Origin of the sequence: Mycobacterium sp. IS-3022, from assembly GCF_001500065.1 — a bacterium.
Taxonomy (GTDB): Bacteria; Actinomycetota; Actinomycetes; order Mycobacteriales; family Mycobacteriaceae; genus Mycobacterium.
Genome location: NZ_LQIN01000045.1, coordinates 204,423 through 221,637, shown reverse-complemented (window position 1 = coordinate 221,637; position 17,215 = coordinate 204,423). Strand labels below are relative to the sequence as shown.

General features: G+C 66.2%; 16 protein-coding genes. 7 read left to right on the top strand and 9 right to left on the bottom strand.

Annotation, left to right across the window (positions count from 1 at the left end; genetic code table 11):
* The first annotated feature begins 39 nt into the window (after positions 1-39).
* The 6 genes from rplK to AU188_RS19975 all read left to right on the top strand — a co-directional run bounded on the left by rplK (position 40) and on the right by AU188_RS19975 (position 6,656).
* Positions 40-468, top strand: coding sequence for a 50S ribosomal protein L11 (rplK, locus tag AU188_RS20000; RefSeq protein WP_059101294.1), 429 nt, complete (start codon positions 40-42; stop codon positions 466-468).
* A gap of 101 nt (positions 469-569) precedes the next feature.
* Positions 570-1,277, top strand: coding sequence for a 50S ribosomal protein L1 (gene rplA, locus AU188_RS19995; protein WP_059101295.1), 708 nt, complete (start codon positions 570-572; stop codon positions 1,275-1,277).
* Positions 1,278-1,457: 180 nt separating this feature from the next.
* On the top strand, positions 1,458-3,281 hold the full coding sequence (locus tag AU188_RS19990) for a PE-PPE domain-containing protein (protein ID WP_059165217.1): 1,824 nt from the start codon (positions 1,458-1,460) through the stop codon (positions 3,279-3,281).
* A 70-nt stretch (positions 3,282-3,351) separates the two neighbouring features.
* A complete protein-coding gene (rfbA, locus tag AU188_RS19985; RefSeq protein ID WP_059165216.1) occupies positions 3,352-4,221 on the top strand; it encodes a glucose-1-phosphate thymidylyltransferase RfbA in 870 nt (289 codons plus the stop codon).
* The gene (rfbB, locus tag AU188_RS19980) at positions 4,221-5,219 is read left to right on the top strand and encodes a dTDP-glucose 4,6-dehydratase (RefSeq protein WP_059165215.1); all 999 of its coding nucleotides are present in this window, start codon (positions 4,221-4,223) and stop codon (positions 5,217-5,219) included. The genes rfbA and rfbB overlap by 1 nt, the downstream gene beginning before the upstream one ends.
* A gap of 15 nt (positions 5,220-5,234) precedes the next feature.
* On the top strand, positions 5,235-6,656 hold the full coding sequence (locus AU188_RS19975) for a sugar nucleotide-binding protein (RefSeq protein WP_059165214.1): 1,422 nt from the start codon (positions 5,235-5,237) through the stop codon (positions 6,654-6,656).
* Positions 6,657-6,664: 8 nt separating this feature from the next.
* Here the strand turns inward: AU188_RS19975 and AU188_RS19970 are convergent, their stop codons facing one another.
* The 7 genes from AU188_RS19970 to AU188_RS19940 all read right to left on the bottom strand — a co-directional run bounded on the left by AU188_RS19970 (position 6,665) and on the right by AU188_RS19940 (position 15,273).
* A complete protein-coding gene (locus AU188_RS19970; protein ID WP_059165213.1) occupies positions 6,665-9,415 on the bottom strand; it encodes a helix-turn-helix transcriptional regulator in 2,751 nt (916 codons plus the stop codon).
* Between the two features lie 138 nt (positions 9,416-9,553).
* Positions 9,554-9,847, bottom strand: coding sequence for a hypothetical protein (locus tag AU188_RS19965; RefSeq protein WP_059165212.1), 294 nt, complete (start codon positions 9,845-9,847; stop codon positions 9,554-9,556).
* Between the two features lie 47 nt (positions 9,848-9,894).
* A complete protein-coding gene (locus AU188_RS19960) occupies positions 9,895-10,806 on the bottom strand; it encodes a cyclopropane mycolic acid synthase family methyltransferase (protein ID WP_059165211.1) in 912 nt (303 codons plus the stop codon).
* A gap of 127 nt (positions 10,807-10,933) precedes the next feature.
* Positions 10,934-11,803: a cyclopropane mycolic acid synthase family methyltransferase gene (locus AU188_RS19955; protein ID WP_059165210.1), complete on the bottom strand. Its 870-nt coding sequence runs from the start codon at positions 11,801-11,803 to the stop codon at positions 10,934-10,936.
* A gap of 125 nt (positions 11,804-11,928) precedes the next feature.
* A complete protein-coding gene (locus AU188_RS19950; protein ID WP_059165209.1) occupies positions 11,929-12,831 on the bottom strand; it encodes an alpha/beta fold hydrolase in 903 nt (300 codons plus the stop codon).
* A complete protein-coding gene (locus AU188_RS19945) occupies positions 12,832-14,199 on the bottom strand; it encodes an ABC1 kinase family protein (RefSeq protein WP_059165208.1) in 1,368 nt (455 codons plus the stop codon).
* 78 nt (positions 14,200-14,277) lie between these two features.
* Complete coding sequence (locus AU188_RS19940) at positions 14,278-15,273, bottom strand: oxygenase MpaB family protein (RefSeq protein WP_059165284.1); 996 nt, start codon at positions 15,271-15,273, stop codon at positions 14,278-14,280.
* Positions 15,274-15,376: 103 nt separating this feature from the next.
* Here AU188_RS19940 and AU188_RS19935 point away from each other — a divergent pair, with 103 nt between their 5' ends.
* Positions 15,377-15,973: a TetR/AcrR family transcriptional regulator gene (locus AU188_RS19935; protein WP_059165283.1), complete on the top strand. Its 597-nt coding sequence runs from the start codon at positions 15,377-15,379 to the stop codon at positions 15,971-15,973.
* A gap of 84 nt (positions 15,974-16,057) precedes the next feature.
* Here AU188_RS19935 and AU188_RS19930 read toward each other — a convergent pair whose 3' ends face one another.
* Both AU188_RS19930 and AU188_RS19925 read right to left on the bottom strand, forming a co-directional pair.
* The gene (locus AU188_RS19930; RefSeq protein WP_059165207.1) at positions 16,058-16,648 is read right to left on the bottom strand and encodes a DinB family protein; all 591 of its coding nucleotides are present in this window, start codon (positions 16,646-16,648) and stop codon (positions 16,058-16,060) included.
* A 2-nt stretch (positions 16,649-16,650) separates the two neighbouring features.
* Positions 16,651-17,178, bottom strand: coding sequence for a DinB family protein (locus AU188_RS19925; protein ID WP_059165206.1), 528 nt, complete (start codon positions 17,176-17,178; stop codon positions 16,651-16,653).
* Between the last annotated feature and the right edge of the window lie 37 nt (positions 17,179-17,215).

The following is a 17,215-nucleotide window of genomic DNA, read 5'->3' as shown; positions in this document are numbered from 1 at the left end:
CGCGACGAACTACACCGAAATCACCGAGAAAGGAAGAGTATGGCCCCGAAGAAGAAAGTCGTCGGGCTGATCAAGCTGCAGATCCAGGCCGGGCAGGCCAACCCCGCCCCGCCGGTCGGTCCGGCGCTCGGCCAGCACGGCGTCAACATCATGGAGTTCTGCAAGGCGTACAACGCCGCGACGGAGAACCAGCGCGGCAACGTCATCCCCGTGGAGATCACCGTCTACGAGGACCGCAGCTTCACCTTCAACCTCAAGACACCGCCCGCGGCCAAGCTGCTGCTCAAGGCCGCCGGTGTGCAGAAGGGCTCGGGCGAGCCGCACAAGACCAAGGTCGCGAAGGTGTCCTGGGATCAGGTGCGTGAGATCGCCGAGACCAAGAAAGAGGACCTGAACGCCAACGACATCGATCAGGCCGCCAAGATCATCGCCGGCACCGCCCGGTCGATGGGGATCACCGTCGAGTAAGACCCGGGTTCCCGTGGCCGAGAAGCGCAGGCGGATCGGCCCGAACAGTGGGAGGGCCAGCTTCGGCCCGCCAACCACAACTCAGCAACTAGGAGACATCAATGAGCAAGACCAGCAAGGCATATCGCGAAGCCGCCGAGAAGGTGGACCGCTCCCGGCTGTACACGCCGCTGGAGGCGGCGAAACTGGCCAAGGAGACGGGATCGAAGAAGCAGGACGCGACCGTCGAGGTGGCGATCCGGCTGGGCGTCGACCCGCGCAAGGCCGACCAGATGGTGCGCGGCACCGTGAACCTGCCGAACGGCACCGGCAAGACCGCCCGCGTCGTCGTGTTCGCGGTCGGTGACAAGGCCGAGGCCGCCGAAGCCGCAGGCGCCGACGCCGTGGGCAGCGACGACCTGATCGAGCGGATCCAGGGCGGCTGGCTGGACTTCGACGCCGCAATCGCGACGCCCGATCAGATGGCCAAGGTCGGCCGGATCGCGCGCATCCTGGGCCCGCGTGGCCTGATGCCGAACCCGAAGACCGGCACCGTGACGCCGGACGTCGCCAAGGCGGTACAGGACATCAAGGGCGGCAAGATCAACTTCCGCGTCGACAAGCAGGCCAACCTGCACTTCGTGATCGGCAAGGCGTCGTTCGACGAGAAGGCGCTCGCGGAGAACTACGGCGCCGCGATCGACGAGGTCCTGCGGGCCAAGCCGTCGTCGTCCAAGGGCCGCTACCTCAAGAAGATCGTCGTCTCGACGACCACCGGCCCGGGCATCCCGGTCGATCCGTCGGTGACGCGCAACTTCACCGACGCCTGATTGCGGTGGCCGCTGCGACTTTGCGGCCGACGTCTCGGACCGCACGGGCGCATCCGTGTGGCGGGGTCCTTTTCAGCCACTGAGGTAGTGCACCGGCATCGCGAATGCCGAACAAAATTCCTGTCGGCGAACTTCGCTGTTCCACGGTGACAGCCGTCACGCCTGTGTGAAAGTTGACCCATGCGTCAGTGCATTCGGGTCGTCGTTCTTTCTTTGCTGGGCCTGCTGAGCACCGCCGTGCTCGGCGCCGTGACGGCGTTCATGGCGGCCGTCAGTCTGGCCGCCACCACCGCGCTGATCGTGCCGGGCACGGGAACGCCGAACGCGAACATCGTCGATGACTACATGGAGAACTTCCGCGACTACTACATGCAGGACACCAACTGCACTTTGGCCAACGGATGCGGTCCATACGACCCTGAAGAGCCTCGAGAGGGAGGCCTGTTGGGCGTCGATTATTTCGCCTCGTTCTGGCCGATCCCCTTGCCAGGCTGGTGTGACCCCGGGCGGTGCGAGAAGTTCGACGTGTCTGTCGAAGACGGTGTGGACAATCTACGCACCGCGTTGCAGAACATAGCGGAACTCGACCCCGCCTACGAAGGCGACATCGTGATCGCCGGCTACTCGCAGGGTGCACGCGTCGTCACCATCGCGAAGACGAAAATCATCAATGGCGACTGGGACGAATTGCTCGAAAACGTCGACGAGGTGCAGTTCGTCCTCATCGGCAACCCGAACCGCCCCAACGGTGGCATCCTGTCGCGGTTCGGCATCCTCGGCACCATCCCGATTCTCGACGTGACGACCGGCCAGCCCACGCCGACCGGTCCGCTGCCTGGCTTCAAGACCGAAGACTGGGCGATCCGGTGGGAGGGCATCGCGGACTTCCCGCAGTATCTGCTGAACCCGCTGGCGGTGGCCAACTCGCTGCTCGGCTTCTACTACGACCACGGCACTTATCTGGCGATCAACGAGGACAGCGATCCCGGTGAACTTCCCGCCGGATACACCGTGGAAGAGTGGGAGCTGATCACCTCGAACCCCGAGCTATATCCCGACCTCGTCGACATTCAGACATACGGCGACACCACGTACTACACCATCACCCCGAAGGTGCTGCCGCTCGTGCGCCCGCTGCACTCGCTCCCGTTCCTCGGCAAGCCGATCGCGGACCTCATCGAGCCCGCCCTGCGCGTGATCATCGAAGAGACCGGATACAACCGCAACATTCCGTTCGGCCAACCGACGGAGATCGGGCTGTTCCCGTTGTTCAATCCGATCACTCTGGCCGTCAAGCTGATCCCGGCAATCTTCCAGGGCATCAACAACTTCCTCGCCAACTTCGGGTTGGCAACGGAGATTCCGCTGTCTCCATCGCCGGTTGCACCGCCGGCGCAGGAGGATCAGCAAGAGCAAGAGGACGTGCTGGTGCTGGCGAAGTCGGGCGAGAATCCGGACGAGGTGCCCGGCGTCAAGCTGAAACTCGTCCAAGGTTCCCAGGCAATGACGGACGACGTCGAGCAGCAACAGCCCGCCGGGGCCGACGACCAGAAGACGTTCGTCGCGAACACCGAGACGGAAAACGACCTCACGCTGGCCGAAGGAACCGAGACGCTCGGCACCGAGGGCACGATCGAATCCGAGGGCACGCTCGAATCCGAGGAGCCACAGGGGTCCGGGCTCGAGCAATCCCCGACGGGCAACGTCGACGGTGTCGTCGAGAACAACACGAATGCCGGTGAGGGCAACGACATCGTGGTCGGCAAGGACCCTGAAGACGACAAGGGTCCCGGCGGGAACACCATCAACGCGAACGGTGGCAGCGTGTCGTTGAACTTCTCGCCGAACAATCCGGACGACAGTCCGACCGGCGACGTCAAGGGCGCCGACCAACCAGATCCCACGGCGAGCCCGAAACCGGATGAGGAAGCCGAGGGGCCGGAAGGCGCCGACGACCCGGGAGCCTCGGAAAGCCAAGCGGGTTCGGAAAAACCCGCAGCCTGACACCGGGCCCGGTACCGGAGGCCCCTCGGGCTCCGCGTGGCGGAATTCGGTGGTATGTCACGATTGGCGCGTGAGGGGAATCATCCTGGCGGGCGGCACCGGGTCGCGTCTGCACCCGATCACCCTGGGTGTGTCGAAGCAACTGGTCCCGGTCTACGACAAGCCGATGGTCTACTACCCGCTCTCCACGCTGATGCTGGCCGGCGTGCGCGACGTTCTGGTGATCACAACTCCGCACGATGCGGAGCAATTCGAGCGGCTGCTCGGCGACGGGTCGCGGTTCGGAGTATCGATCACCTACGCCAAGCAGCCGTCGCCGGACGGTCTCGCCCAGGCGTTCACGATCGGCGAGGATTTCATCGGTAACGACAACGTGGCGCTGGTCCTCGGCGACAACCTGTTGTACGGACCGGGGCTGGGCAGTCAGCTCAAGCGCTTCACCACCATTGACGGCGGTGCGATCTTCGCCTACTGGGTGGCGGAGCCCTCGGCATACGGCGTGATCGAGTTCGACGAGAGCGGGCGGGCGATCTCTCTGGAAGAGAAACCGAAACGGCCGAAGAGCAACTACGTCATACCGGGTCTGTACTTCTACGACAACGACGTCGTCGAGATCGCGCATGGCCTCCAGAAGAGCGACCGCGGGGAGTACGAGATCACCGACGTCAACCGCAACTACCTCGAGCAGGGCCGGTTACAGGTGCATGTGCTACCCCGGGGAACCGCCTGGTTGGACACCGGCACGTTCGACCAGATGACCGATGCCGCTGAGTATGTGCGCACGATGGAGCGGCGCACCGGCCTGAAAATCGGTGTCCCGGAGGAAATCGCTTGGCGGCAGGGATATCTCAGCGACGACGAGTTACGGGAACGTGCTGAGCCGTTGGTGAAGTCGGGATACGGCACCTATCTCCTCGACATCCTGGACAGGGGACGCTGATGTCGCGACTTCTCGTCACCGGGGGAGCCGGTTTCATCGGATCCAACTTCGTGCGGTACGTCATCGAGCACACCGACCATCACGTCACCGTGCTGGACAAGATGACATACGCCGGCAACCGCGCCTCCCTGGCCGGACTGCCCGAGCATCGAATGACGTTCGTCCAGGGCGATATCGCCGACGCGCCACTTGTCGACGAGTTGTTCGCCTCGGTCGACGCGGTCGTCCACTACGCGGCCGAGACGCACAACGACAACTCGCTCGACGATCCGCAGCCGTTCCTGCACACCAATCTCACCGGCACCTTCACGTTGCTCGAGGCGGCGCGCAAGCACGGCACCCGCTTTCATCACATCTCCACCGACGAGGTGTACGGGGACCTGGCGCTCGACGACCCGAGCAGGTTCAGCGAGGAGACGCCGTACAACCCGTCTTCACCGTACTCGTCGACGAAGGCGGGCAGTGATCTGTTGGTGCGGGCGTGGTTTCGGTCCTTCGGCCTGGCCGTGACGATCTCGAACTGCTCGAACAACTACGGTCCGTATCAGCACGTCGAGAAGTTCATCCCGCGCCAGATCACGAACGTCCTGCGGGGCAACCGTCCCAAGCTGTACGGCGAGGGCCGCAATGTGCGGGACTGGATCCACGCCGACGACCACTCCTCGGCGGTGCTGACGATCCTCGAGGCCGGCCGTCTCGGCGAAACATATTTGATCGGCGCCGACGGCGAGAAGGACAACAAGACCGTCGTCGAACTGATTCTCACCCTGATGGGCCAGCCGGCCGACGCCTATGACCACGTCCCGGATCGAGCAGGGCACGACCTGCGGTACGCCATCGATTCGACCAAGCTGCGCGAGGAACTCGGTTGGCGGCCGCGATACCAGGACTTCGAGAAGGGCCTGGCCGCGACGATCCAGTGGTACCGCGACCACGAGGACTGGTGGGCGCCCGCCAAGGATGCCACCGAGCGTTTCTACGCGCGGCTGGGTCAGTGAAGGAAGCCCTCGAGGATGACTGAGTTCGGTAAACCGCTGCGCGCCACCGCGTCTCCCATACCCGGATTGGTGGTGTGGGAGCTGTCCGTGCACGGAGACAATCGCGGGTGGTTCAAGGAGAACTGGCAGCGCGAGAAGATGGTCTCGCTCGGCTTGCCGGACTTCAAACCCGTGCAGAACAACGTGTCCCTCAACGAGGTTGCGGGCACGACGCGCGGAATCCACGCCGAGCCATGGGACAAGTTCGTCTCCGTCGCGACCGGGAGGATCTTCGGGGCGTGGGTGGACCTTCGCGCCGGCCCCACCTTCGGCACCACCTTCACCGCCGAAATCGACCCGTCCCGAGCGGTATTCGTGCCGCGCGGGGTGGGCAATGCGTTTCAGACCCTGGAACCGAACACCGCCTACATCTACCTCGTGAACGACCACTACTCGCCGGACGGCGAATACACATCGCTGAATCTCGCTGACGAGACCGCCGCCATTGACTGGCCGATCCCGCTCGAACGTGCCGCGCTGTCAGCGAAGGATCGCGAGCATCCGCGGTTGGCACAGATACGACCGGTGTCACCGCGCAAAGTCCTGGTGCTCGGTGCCGGTGGGCAACTGGGCAGGGCACTGCGCGACGCGTATGCCGGCGCACCGAACGTCGAGTTCGCCGAACGCGCCGACGTCGACCTCGCCGCTGTCGAAACCGCCCGGCGTTGGCGTGATTACGACACCATCATCAACGCCGCCGCCTATACGGCGGTGGATTCGGCCGAGACTCCCGAAGGGCGCGCGGCGGCGTGGGCCACAAACGTCGCCGGCGTCGCCGCGCTGGCGCGGATCGCCGCCGCCCACGACATCACGCTGGTACACGTCTCCAGCGACTACGTCTTCGACGGCAACGCGAGCAGGCCGTACCGTGAGGACGACCCGGTGTCGCCGCTCGGCGTGTACGGGCAGACCAAAGCCGCCGGCGACGCACTGGTCGCCACCGTGCACCGGCACTACATCGTCCGGGCGTCGTGGGTGATCGGTGACGGCCGAAACTTCGTGCGCACCATGCTGTCTCTCGCCGACCGCGGCGTCGACCCGGCAGTCGTGAACGACCAGCACGGCCGGCTGACCTTCACATCGGAACTCGCGAAGGCGATCCGGCACCTGATCGAGACGCGCGCGCCGTACGGCACCTACAACGTGACGGGGTCCGGGTCGGCGACATCATGGGCGGCGGTCGCGCGGCGGACCTTCGAACTGGCCGGTCATGATCCGAACCGCGTCACCGAGGTGTCCACGGCCGAGTATTACGCGGATGCGACTCAACCCGTCGCGCCCCGGCCGTTCAACAGTGTTCTCGACCTCACGAAAATCCAGTCGGCCGGTTTCGTACCAGTCGACGCCGACGAAGCCCTGGCGAATTACGTCCGGCAGGAATCGTTTGCGGCTCAATAGAGTTGCTGTCAGCGGTCGTCACCGAACACCCGACCGAGTTCGGCCCGCGACTTGATCCCCAGCTTGCGGTAGATGCCCGACAGGTTGGTCTCGACCGTCTTCGGGCTGATGAACAGGGCGGCGGCCACGTCCTTGGTGGTGAGTCCCGACGCGGCGAGTTCGGCCACGCGATACTCCGACGGCGTCAACCCCGTGCTTCCGCCACCGGAAACCTTCGCGCGCGCGATCTCGGCGCGCGCCCGCTCGGCCCACAGCGGTGTGCCCAACGTCTCAAATGCATGCAAGGCTTCGGTCAACGTCGTGCGCGACAACTCCTTTCGGCGTTGACGGCGTTGCAACTGGCCGAGTAGCAGCAGCGTCCTCGCCCGCTCGAACGGCATCGGCAGACGCTCGTGATGTAGCAACGCCTGGCTCGCCATCTCGGCGGCCGCATCGATTTCGCCTCGTGCTGCCAGCCACAGACTGCGGCACCGCGCACCCATCGCCAGCATCCACGGCCGATCCACCAAGCGGCCGTTGGTCTCCAGCGCCTCGATCATCGGCTCGGTCTCGGCCGCCCGGCCGAGAGCGATCATCGCCTCCACCGCGTCGGGGGCGTATCCGACCGTGATGATCTCGGTGCCGGGGATGAACGGAAACCGGGCGATCAGGGGCGCAAGTACCTGCAGCGCCTGCTCGTACTTTCCGAGCGATACCTCCAGGAATCCCAGGCTGATCGAGGCCCAGTCGGCGAGCCGCGGGGAGCCGCAGCGTTGGGCGAGATCGAGCGCCGCCGTCGCGGCTTCGCGCGTTTCGTCCTCCCTGCCGACATACGCCGCCACCGCGGACCGGATGGTCATGGCGATGATGCGCATGTGTTCACCGCCGAGTTGTTGCGCCCGCTCGGCGGTCTCCTCGGCCACGCGTGTCGCGTCGTCGTAGCGGCCTCGCCAGATCTCGATCAGCGCGGTGAAGACGGCGACGAAGATCAGGTCGGTCTCGGCGCCCCGCTCGACGCAGCGCCGCCGCTCGGCGGCCATCTGCTCGGCGGCCTCCTCCAATCGCCCGACCCACGCCAGCAGCAGCGCGTTGTTGGCCTTGGCGCGGAACGCGATCGGCGCCTCACTGTTCGGGTCGTGCAATGCCACCGCCCGGCGCATGCTGACCCAGTCGACGCCGCGACCGCACATACATGCGATGGTCGCCCGCACCGCCAGCACCTGACTCGTGAGGTCGCCGATTCCGACGTCGTCGGCGTAGGCCGCGGCCCGCTCGGCGTTCCGCAGGGCCGGTCCGAATTCCCCTGCGTTCAACCGCGCATAGGACAGCAGCAGCAGCGTGCGGACGCGGACCTCGCGGTCGCCCTCGTCGTTGTCGAGCGCGTGCTCGAGCAGACGGATCGCATCGGTGAAGCTGTTGTCGTGAATCCGCATGCTGGCCAACAGGTTCAGCGCCATCGCCCGGTGCACGCCGAGCGGTACCCGGTCGGTCAGCCGGTACAGCAGCGACTGCGCGCGTTGGAGGTCCCCGGCGTGCAGATGGTGGTCGGCGGCGCGAATCCGCCGTGCCGGGGTGTCCCCGCCGAGACCGATCGCGAGTTCGAGGAGCTCGGCCGCCGCGGCGGGTGCACCGCGTTCACGGGCCGCACCGGCGGCGACATCGAGCGCCTCCAGCGTCGTCGGGTCGGCGCTGGAGGCCGCCAGTGCCATGTGCCGGGCTCTGGATTCCGGAAGCACCACGGCCTCGGCCAGCGCGCGGTGCATGGTCCGGCGCTCACCCGGCTTCGCATCGGTGTAGACGCTGCGCGCCAACAACGGGTGGGCGAACGCCACGTTGTCCCCGTCGATCGTCACGATCCCCTTGGCTTTCGCCTCTTCGAGCAGTTCGAGTGTGCGCTCGACGCCGCTGCCGGTGACGCGCGCGAGCAGGCCGACACTCGGTGCGGCCTCGCACGCGGCGGCCAACAACAGCACCTGGGTTTCGCGGTCCAGCCGACCGATGCGCCGGCGCATCAACTCGGCCAGCGACGCGGGCAGCACGGATTGGGAACCGCCCGCCTCGACCGCCCGCGCCAGTTCGAGGGCGTAGAACGGGTTGCCACCGGAGATCTCGGCGATCCGGACCATCGTCGGGCGGGGGAATGAGCGACCGAGCCGCGTCGAGATCAGCGCGTGCAGTCCGCCGACGCTCAGTGGGCCGACGTGCACCCGCCGCACCTCCGCCGCGCCGCCCAACTGCAGCCAACTCGCGGCGCCGGCACCTTCGTGTTCGGTTCGCTCGGTGAGCAGCAAGCCCACAGGTCCGCTGAGCCGCCTCGCGGCGAACGCCAGCACAGCCTGGCTGGACGGGTCGAGCCACTGCACGTCGTCGACGGCCACCAGCAGCGGCCTATCGGCGCTCAGTCGCTCGATGACCGCGGTGACCGCCGCCGCGACGGCGCCCTGATCGGTCGGTGGGCCCTCACCGTCTGCGCGTAGCAGCACCCGGTCGACGGCGAGGCGCTGAACCTCTGGCAGGCCGGCGAGAACCTCGAGGGAGACGCCGCCGAGCAGATCGGCGACGGCGGCATACGCGAGGGCGGTCTCCGCCTGCCCCGCTCGGGCCGTCAATACCTCGAAGCCGCGCTCACCGGCCGCGGAGACACCTGCCAGCCACAGCGTGGTCTTGCCCGCTCCGGCTTCCCCCTCGATGACCAGCCCGCAGGGCGCGTCCGCAGCGGATCGCAGGAGATCTGTCACCGCCCGGAATTCGGCTGGACGTTCGACTACGCCGGAAACCAATGGCCCTACCCCCGAGAGACAGCAAATCGAGGGTACCCCGCCGATTCCAGGGCTACGCAGCTGTCGCCCCGAGGTTGTGCTGCTAAGGGAAGCGCTTGGCGTGGCGGGCGTCGATCGGGCCGGTTACCCGCGGCAACGTCACGGACACTGCCGGATTCGTGCGCCGACGTGCGACGAGAGCCGTTGATGCGGTGCGCCGGCGGCGTGGCAGGTCCGGGAGACGATCTCTTGTGAGCCGGCGTCGAAGACGCCGTAGAGCACCTCGTCGCTGGGGACCGACACGGTGAGCAGCAATTGGACGGGAGTGCCCTCACCGGTGGCGACGGCCGCGGCCGCGTCGAGGCGCGCGACCAGATCGTCGACGCTCTGCTCGGTGAGCTCAGGCAGATACCACTCCGCCAGGTAGCACGCGGCTTCGCCGCTTCCGCTCATGGGCGAAACGGTAGCGGGTCGTCAGGCCGAGCGAATCGGGGTTTTCCCTATGTCTTGTCGGCCTGCGTCGCGGCGCCCGGCTTCAGGTAGGTGACCAGGCTGACGTCGATGCCCTCGTCGATGAAGTAGTACTGGGCGCCCTTGAGATACCGCATGTAGCGGTGGTAGTTCTCTTCGCCCGCGGCCGCGATCGCGGTCTCCTTGTTCTGCTCGAGCCGGTGCGCCCAGATGGCCAGGGTGTTGATGTAGTGGTTGCGCAGGGAGAGCGCCTCGGGCACCTGGAAGCCGGCCTTCTCGCCGTGCTCGATCATCATCTGGGTGGTCGGCAGGCGGCCGCCCGGGAAGATCTCGGTGATCATGAACTTGATGAAGCGCGCCATTTCGAACGTCAGCTTCTTGCCGCGGGCGGCCAGGTCGTACGGGTGGTAGCCGACGCTGCTCTGGATGGTCATGCGGCCGTCGTCGGGCAGCACGTCGAAGCACATCTTGAAGAAGTCGTCGTAGCGCTCGAAGCCGAAGTGCTCGAACGCCTCAATGGACACGATGCGATCGACGGGCGATCCGAACTGCTCCCAGCCCTCCAGCCGCACGTCGAAGGTGCGCTCGGTGTCGATCTTGCTCAGCAGCTGCTCGCAGTACGCCTTCTGGTTCTTGCTCAGCGTGAGGCCGATGACGTTGACGTCGTACTTCTCCAGCGCGCGCTGCAACGTCAGGCCCCAGCCGCAGCCGACCTCGAGCAGCGTCATCCCCGGCTTGAGGTCGAGCTTGTCCAGGTGCTGATCGACGTTGGCGATCTGGGCCTCGGACAACGTCACGTTGGGGCCGGTGAAGTACGCGCAGCTGTACTTGCGCGTCGGATCTTGAAATACGCCGAAGAAGTCGTCCGACAGGTCGTAATGCGCCTGGATGTCCTCGAAATGAGGAGTCATGTCCTTCGTGCCGGTTGAGTTGTCAGACATATTTCCCCTGCTTGGCCTTTCCCGATGACGACACGCTCACCTGCGCATCGTCCCATGATGATCTGGTCGTACACCCTAGCGTTCGGCCAGAGTCAGACCCTAATTTCGCCGGGCGCCACTCCGGGAGCTATTTGGCCAGCGTGAACTGGTTGACGTCGATGTAGCCGACGCGGAAGCCGTGCGCACATCCGGTCAGGTAGTGCATGTAGCGGTCGTAGACCTCCTCGGACTGAACCGCGATCGCTTCGTCCTTGTGCTCCTGGAGCGCCTGCGCCCAGCAGTCGAGCGTGCGCGCGTAATGCGGCTGCAGGCTCTGGCGGCGGGTCAACTCGAAACCGGCCTTTTCCGCATGCTCGCCGACCAGTTCGATCGTCGGCAGGTAACCGCCCGGAAAGATCTCGGTGAGGATGAATTTGACGAAGCGAGCCACCGAAAACGTCAGCGGCATACCGCGTTCGGCCATCTGAGGGAGGGTGAGCGCGGTGATCGTGTGCAGCAGCATCACCCCGTCGTCGGGCAACACCCGGTGAGCCATCGCGAAGAAGTCGTCCCAGCGGTCCTTGCCGAAGTGCTCGAATGCGCCGATCGACACGATCCGGTCCACGGGCTCGTCGAACTGCTCCCAACCCTTCAGCAGCACCCTCTTGGTGCGTGGGCTCTCCGATGCCGCGAACACCTTTTCGACGTGGGCGTGCTGGTTCTCGCTCAAGGTGAGGCCCACGACGTTCACGTCGTACTTCTCGATCGCCCGCAGCATCGTCGAACCCCAGCCGCAGCCGACGTCGAGCAGCGTCATACCCGGCTCGAGGCCCAGCTTGCCCAGCGCAAGATCGACCTTCGCCTGCTGGGCCTGCTCGAGGGTCATGTCATCGCGTTCGAAATAGGCACAGCTGTAGGTCTGCGACGGATCGAGCCAGAGGCGGAAGAACTCGTCGGACAGGTCGTAGTGGGCCTGCACATCGGCGAAATGGGGCGTCAATTTGCGCGTTGCAGCCATGTGGTGCCTTTCCGGGGCGGTCGGAAGCTGGGCGACGCCGGTGGTGGCATACGAGCCCGAAGCATTCCGTGCTGAATGTACCGCTGATCGCGTCGGCTCACGAATCGTGCAAACTTTGCGCAGGTCTAGGTGGTGGCGGCGAAGTTCGTCTTCAGCTCGCCGATGATGTCGTCCCACAGCGGCTCGGGCAGCTCGTGGCCCATGCCGTCGAACAGAACCAGCCGGGCGTTGCTGATCGATTTGGCGATCGCCCGCCCGCCGTACGGCCGCATCAGTTTGTCGGCCTTGCCGTGCAGGACCACCGTCGGCGCGGTGATCTGGCGGTCGTAGGCGCGCAGGCTGCCGCTGCCGAGGATCGCGGCGAAATGGCGCGCGATGCCGGCGGGGTAGTAGGAGCGGTCGTAACCCTCGATCGCGTCGGCGCGAAGCCGCTCCTCGGTAGCGGGGTAGCCGGGGCTGCCGATGATCTTGCTGACCCTGACGGCGTTCTCGATGACGGCCTCGCGGGAGGAGTCCTTGGGCCGCGTCAGGATCGCGAGCAGGTGCCGCGGGCCTGGCGGCGGCAACAACGCCTGGTTGTTGCTCGAGAAGATGATCGCCAGCGTCCTGGTGCGCGGCGCGTGGCGGGCGGCGAAGACCTGGGCGATCATGCCGCCCATCGACGCCCCGACGATGTGGGCCCGGTCGATGTTCAGGTGGTCGAGCAGCGCGGCGGCGTCGTCGGCCATGTCTTCGAGCGTGTAGCCCGCCGGGCTGCGCATCCCGACCAGCGAACGCAGCATCCGCGGCAGCAGCGGGGCGCCGCTGTGGCGCCCGGGAAGTTTCGACGACAAGCCGACATCGCGGTTGTCGTAGCGGATGACCCGCAGCCCCTGGTTGACGAGCTTCTCGCAGAAGTCCTTGCGCCACAACAGGAGTTGGGCGCCCAAACCCATGATGAGGAGCACCGCCGGGTCGTTCGGGTCGCCCATGTCCTCATAGTGGATGTCGAGCTCGCCTGATTTGGCGGCGCCGCTTCGTATCTGCACTTAGGCCTGGACCTCGCTGTCGAGTTCTTCGGAGTGCTCCCTACTGACCTCGACCATGAAGTTGGCGAAGTATCCCGTCAGCTGCGGATCGGACATCATCTGCCACTTCGGCGCGAGCAGCTTCATGTAGCGCTCCACATAGAGGAACTGCTTGCCGATCAGCACGAGTTCGCGCGGCAGCTTGACGTCGTAGGCCTCGGCCAGCGCTGAGAGCTGCTTGCCGATCTCGGCGTAGCTCATGTCGCCCAGCGTCGACATCGTCAGCGGGGTCGCGAACTTCTCCAGGTCCTTGGCCGCCTGCGCTTCGGGCTTCATGGTGCCGACGGCACCCATCAGCACGACGATCTTGCCCGCCGCGGCGTGGTCTTTCTTCACCAGCAGTGCGTACACCAGTTCGCGCAGCAGCCAGCGGGTGCGCGGGTCGATGCGGCCCATGATGCCGAAGTCGAAGAACACGATCTTGCCGTCGTCGTCGACGTAGAGGTTGCCCGCGTGCAGGTCACCGTGGAACAGGCCGTGGCGCAGGCCGCCTTCGAAGACGCTGAACAGCAGGGCCTTGACGAGCTCGGTGCCGTCGAAGCCCTTCTGGCGGATGGCCTTCACATCGTCGATGCGGGTGCCCTGGATGCGCTCCATCGTCAGCACCCGTTCACTGGTGAGGTCCCAATAAACTTGCGGCACACGGATGTTGCGGCCCAGCGGCGAGGCGTGCATGTGCGACACCCAGGCGTCCATCGACTGGGCCTCGAGCCGGAAGTCCAGTTCCTCGGCCAGGTTGTCGGCGAAGTCGGCGACGACGTCCTGGGCGCTCAAGCGCTGGCCCAGCTTGGCGAACTCCACCAGGCGTGCGCCCCGCTTGAGGATCTGCAGGTCGGCCGCGACGCGTCGGCGGATTCCGGGTCGCTGGATCTTGACGACGACCTCTTCACCGCTGTGCAGCGTCGCGTAGTGCACCTGCGCGATGGACGCGGAGGCGAACGGCTTCTCGTCGAAGCTCTTGAACAGGTTCGCCGGCTCGTCGCCGAGGTCCTCGACGAACAGCTTGTGCACCTCTTTGGCGTCCGCGGGCGGCACCCGGTCGAGCAGGCTGCGGAACTCCTTGGACAGCGGCTCCCCGAACGCGCCGGGGCTCGACGCGATGATCTGGCCGAACTTGACGTAGGTGGGGCCCAGGTCGGCGAACGTCTGCGGGATCTGCTTGATGATCTTCTGCTGCCACGAGCCGCGCCCGGCGATGTTCGAGACGACGCGCACGCCGGTGCGAGTTATCTGCCAGCCCGTCGCGCCGACGCGAGCAGCCTCGATGGGCAGCGGGACCCGGTCCAGCCTGGCAACCTCGCGGTGCTTGGTCTTCGGCGTGGTACTCATCCCTGCAGTGTCTCAAAATCGGCGGTGGGCCGCGAAAAGCTGTGGACCGGCTCACAGTGCGCCCGGTTTGCGGTGGCGTCAGGCCTGCGCGAAAGCGCGCTCCACTTCCTCGCGGCTGCGCACCGGGTCGTCGCCCGGCTGGTAGGTCGGCAGCGTGTGCGGCACGTCGGTGCCCGACGCCACCCTGGCTTGCGCCTGCTGGAACTCCGGAATAGGCCCCTGCGCCAGGTGCAGCGCGTTGATCACCGACCACACGGTCGCCCGACGGGTGGTGCGCTCGATGATGTTGGGGTCCTTGTGCTGGATCAGCTGCTTGGCCCAGCGCGGCATGGTGTCGCGGATGGCCCAGTTGATGGCGCTCTGCGCCAGCGGCAGACCCGGGCCGGTGGCCACCGCCGTCCCATGCGTGACGGCCAGCCGCGGCAGGTAGGACTCCAGGCACTCGGCGACCTCGGCCTTGGTCTCCGGCAGGTCGGTGCCGCCCAGCGCGTGGCCGACGCGCACGAACTCGCGGTAGTAGCGATCGATCTCCTTGCCGCGCAACGGGTTCGGATGATACAGCTCGTGTGCGGTGGCCAGGCCCCACGCCACGGTGGCGTAATTCCACCGCAGCCAATCCGGGTCGTCGGCGTCATAGCGGGCGCCGTCCGGACGGGTGCCCTTGATGGTGTGATGCATCGACCGCACCGTCTGCGCCAGCCGCTCGGCGGTCTCGGTCGATCCGTATGCCGTGCCGATGAAGAACGCGATCGAATGACCGAGGCGCACCGCGGCACCCTTGGGATCGATCTCCGGTCGACCGACGCCGTTTTCGTCGCGCTTGACCAGCCGTGAATGGTGCATGCCCATCCAGTAGATCGACGGGTCGAGCCGCTCCATGAACGCCGCACACTGCAGCCCGAAGATCAACGCCTGCATGTGCGAGTGCACGTGCCAGACCGCGCTGCCCGGCCCGAACCAGCCCGGGTCGCCGACGGGCGCGGCGAATTCGATGCCGCGGAAGTAATTGCGCCGCACGTCCTTGTCGAAGCGCTGGTTGAGGAACTCTCCGATGAACTGGTGCGGCAGCAGAATCACGTCGGCTCCTTGCTCACAAACCTTGGTCACGGCTGTAACCAGAATACATTTTGGTCACGTATGTGACCAGAGTTGGCGACGGCAGGCCTACGCTGAGGTGGTGTCGACTCCCACCCGCTGGGCGGGCGTGCCCCTGACGGATCGCCGCGCCGAACGCCGTGCGCAGCTGATCGATGCCGCTTTCCGGCTGTTCGGCGAGGGCGGTGAGGCCGCGGTGTCGGTGCGCTCGGTCTGCCGGGAGTGCGGGTTGAACACCCGGTACTTCTACGAGAGCTTCGCCGACACCGACGATCTGCTCGGTGCGGTCTACGACCAGGTGAGCGCCCAGTTGGCCGAAGCGGTCGAGGCCGCGATGGCCCAGGCCGGCGACTCGTTGCGGGCCAGGACGCGCGCGGGGATCGCCGCGGTGCTCGGGTTCAGCTCCGAGGATCCCCGCCGCGGGCGGGTGTTGTTCACCGACGCGCGATCGAATCCCGTGCTGTCGACGCGGCGGGCGGCGACGCAGGACCTGCTGCGTGAGGGCGTGCTCACCGAGGGTTGGCGGTTGCAGCCGGACACCGACTCGGTCGCCGCCCAGGTTGGCGCGGCGATGTACACCGGCGCGATGGCCGAGCTGGCCCAGCAGTGGCTGGCGGGCCGGCTCGGGACCGACCTCGACGCGGTCGTCGAGCACGCCGTCAGCCAGGTGCTGCGCTAGCCGCTTCCTATGCGCCGAGTGCACGGTCGGTGTACGCGAACCCGAAAATGTGTACACCAGCCGTGCACTCGGCGGATGGGGGACTCAGGGCCGCCAGCGCTTGATCCAGTCGGTCTCCGGCCATTCCTCGTTGGCGGCCATCAGCTCGTACATCGTTGCGCGGTCGATGGATTCGCGGATGATGTCGGCATGACCGGCGTGGCGGCTCAGCTCCTCGATGAGGTGCAGAATCACCCAGCGCACGTTCCAGTGATCGATGTCCTGCGGGAACCACGGCACATCGTGCGGCACGGGAACCGGTGTGTCGAGGTCGCATTCGCCCAGGACTCGAAGCGTCTCGGCGTTCTGCCGCTTGAGCGCGTCGAGTAGTCCGTCGAGTGTCTCGTCCTCGCGCATCACGTACTGGTCGCCGTACTCGGCGATGAGCTCCTCCATCGGGCGGTCGTCTCTCGGGGGAAAGGCGGGCGCGCAGGCCGCCCGCTGCACCCAACCGGCCTGCACGCCGGCGGCATGTTTGACCAGCCCGCCGACCGACAGCGCGCTGACCGACGGCGTGGACCGCGCCTGTTCGTCGGTCAACCCGTACGCCACCGCGAAGAACGCGTTCTGCTGAAACGCAAGGAATTCCAACAGACTCTGGCGTTCGTCGGCGGCTGGAGGCGGCATTCCGGGCATGGCTAATTCCTCTTCTCATCGGGGGTGTGGGCGTAAAGGTCTCGGATGCAGGCTATTTCGGCGCCATGGTGAATCACCTCGCGGTTGATGTGCAGCACCAGCGCGATGAACGGATAGTCGGCGTACGGGCCTTCGGCAGGGCCGCACGGCCGGTTCAGGTCGTCGTCGGTCAACGCGCGGACGCCGTCGATCCAGGTGCCGTACTGCTCGTCGAGTTGGCTGAGCGCGGTCGCGGCGTCAGTAGCGTACGACCACGTCTGGTAGTCGGCCGGTGGCGCGCCGAAGTGGCTGTGGTTGCGCATCGCCAGCACGCCGACGATGACGTGCGCGAGCCGCCAGGCGATCGTCGTGAACGGTGCCGGCTCCGGCTCGGGATAGCTGAAGTCGATCGACCCGTCCGGGTGCACGGTCCAGCAGTCGGGGACCGGCTGCCAGAAGTACTCGTCGTCGGTGAGCCCATCGAAGCGCGGTCGCAGGAACTGCGTCCAGTGGAAGTCCAACTGCTCCGCAAGCTGGTCTGTCGTCGTCATACGACTACTCTGACAGGAATATAGGACGGTTTCAGTC

Excerpts from the sequence above, each read along its gene's own strand:
- AU188_RS19990 (WP_059165217.1), top strand. The coding sequence starts at position 1,458 with ATGCGTCAGTGCATTCGGGTCGTCGTTCTTTCTTTGCTGGGCCTGCTG.
- rfbB (WP_059165215.1), top strand. The coding sequence starts at position 4,221 with ATGTCGCGACTTCTCGTCACCGGGGGAGCCGGTTTCATCGGATCCAAC.
- AU188_RS19925 (WP_059165206.1), bottom strand. The coding sequence starts at position 17,178 with ATGACGACGACAGACCAGCTTGCGGAGCAGTTGGACTTCCACTGGACG.
- AU188_RS19975 (WP_059165214.1), top strand. The coding sequence starts at position 5,235 with ATGACTGAGTTCGGTAAACCGCTGCGCGCCACCGCGTCTCCCATACCC.
- AU188_RS19945 (WP_059165208.1), bottom strand. The coding sequence starts at position 14,199 with ATGAGTACCACGCCGAAGACCAAGCACCGCGAGGTTGCCAGGCTGGAC.
- AU188_RS19965 (WP_059165212.1), bottom strand. The coding sequence starts at position 9,847 with ATGAGCGGAAGCGGCGAAGCCGCGTGCTACCTGGCGGAGTGGTATCTG.
- AU188_RS19930 (WP_059165207.1), bottom strand. The coding sequence starts at position 16,648 with ATGCCCGGAATGCCGCCTCCAGCCGCCGACGAACGCCAGAGTCTGTTG.
- AU188_RS19955 (WP_059165210.1), bottom strand. The coding sequence starts at position 11,803 with ATGGCTGCAACGCGCAAATTGACGCCCCATTTCGCCGATGTGCAGGCC.
- AU188_RS19960 (WP_059165211.1), bottom strand. The coding sequence starts at position 10,806 with ATGTCTGACAACTCAACCGGCACGAAGGACATGACTCCTCATTTCGAG.
- rplK (WP_059101294.1), top strand. The coding sequence starts at position 40 with ATGGCCCCGAAGAAGAAAGTCGTCGGGCTGATCAAGCTGCAGATCCAG.
- rplA (WP_059101295.1), top strand. The coding sequence starts at position 570 with ATGAGCAAGACCAGCAAGGCATATCGCGAAGCCGCCGAGAAGGTGGAC.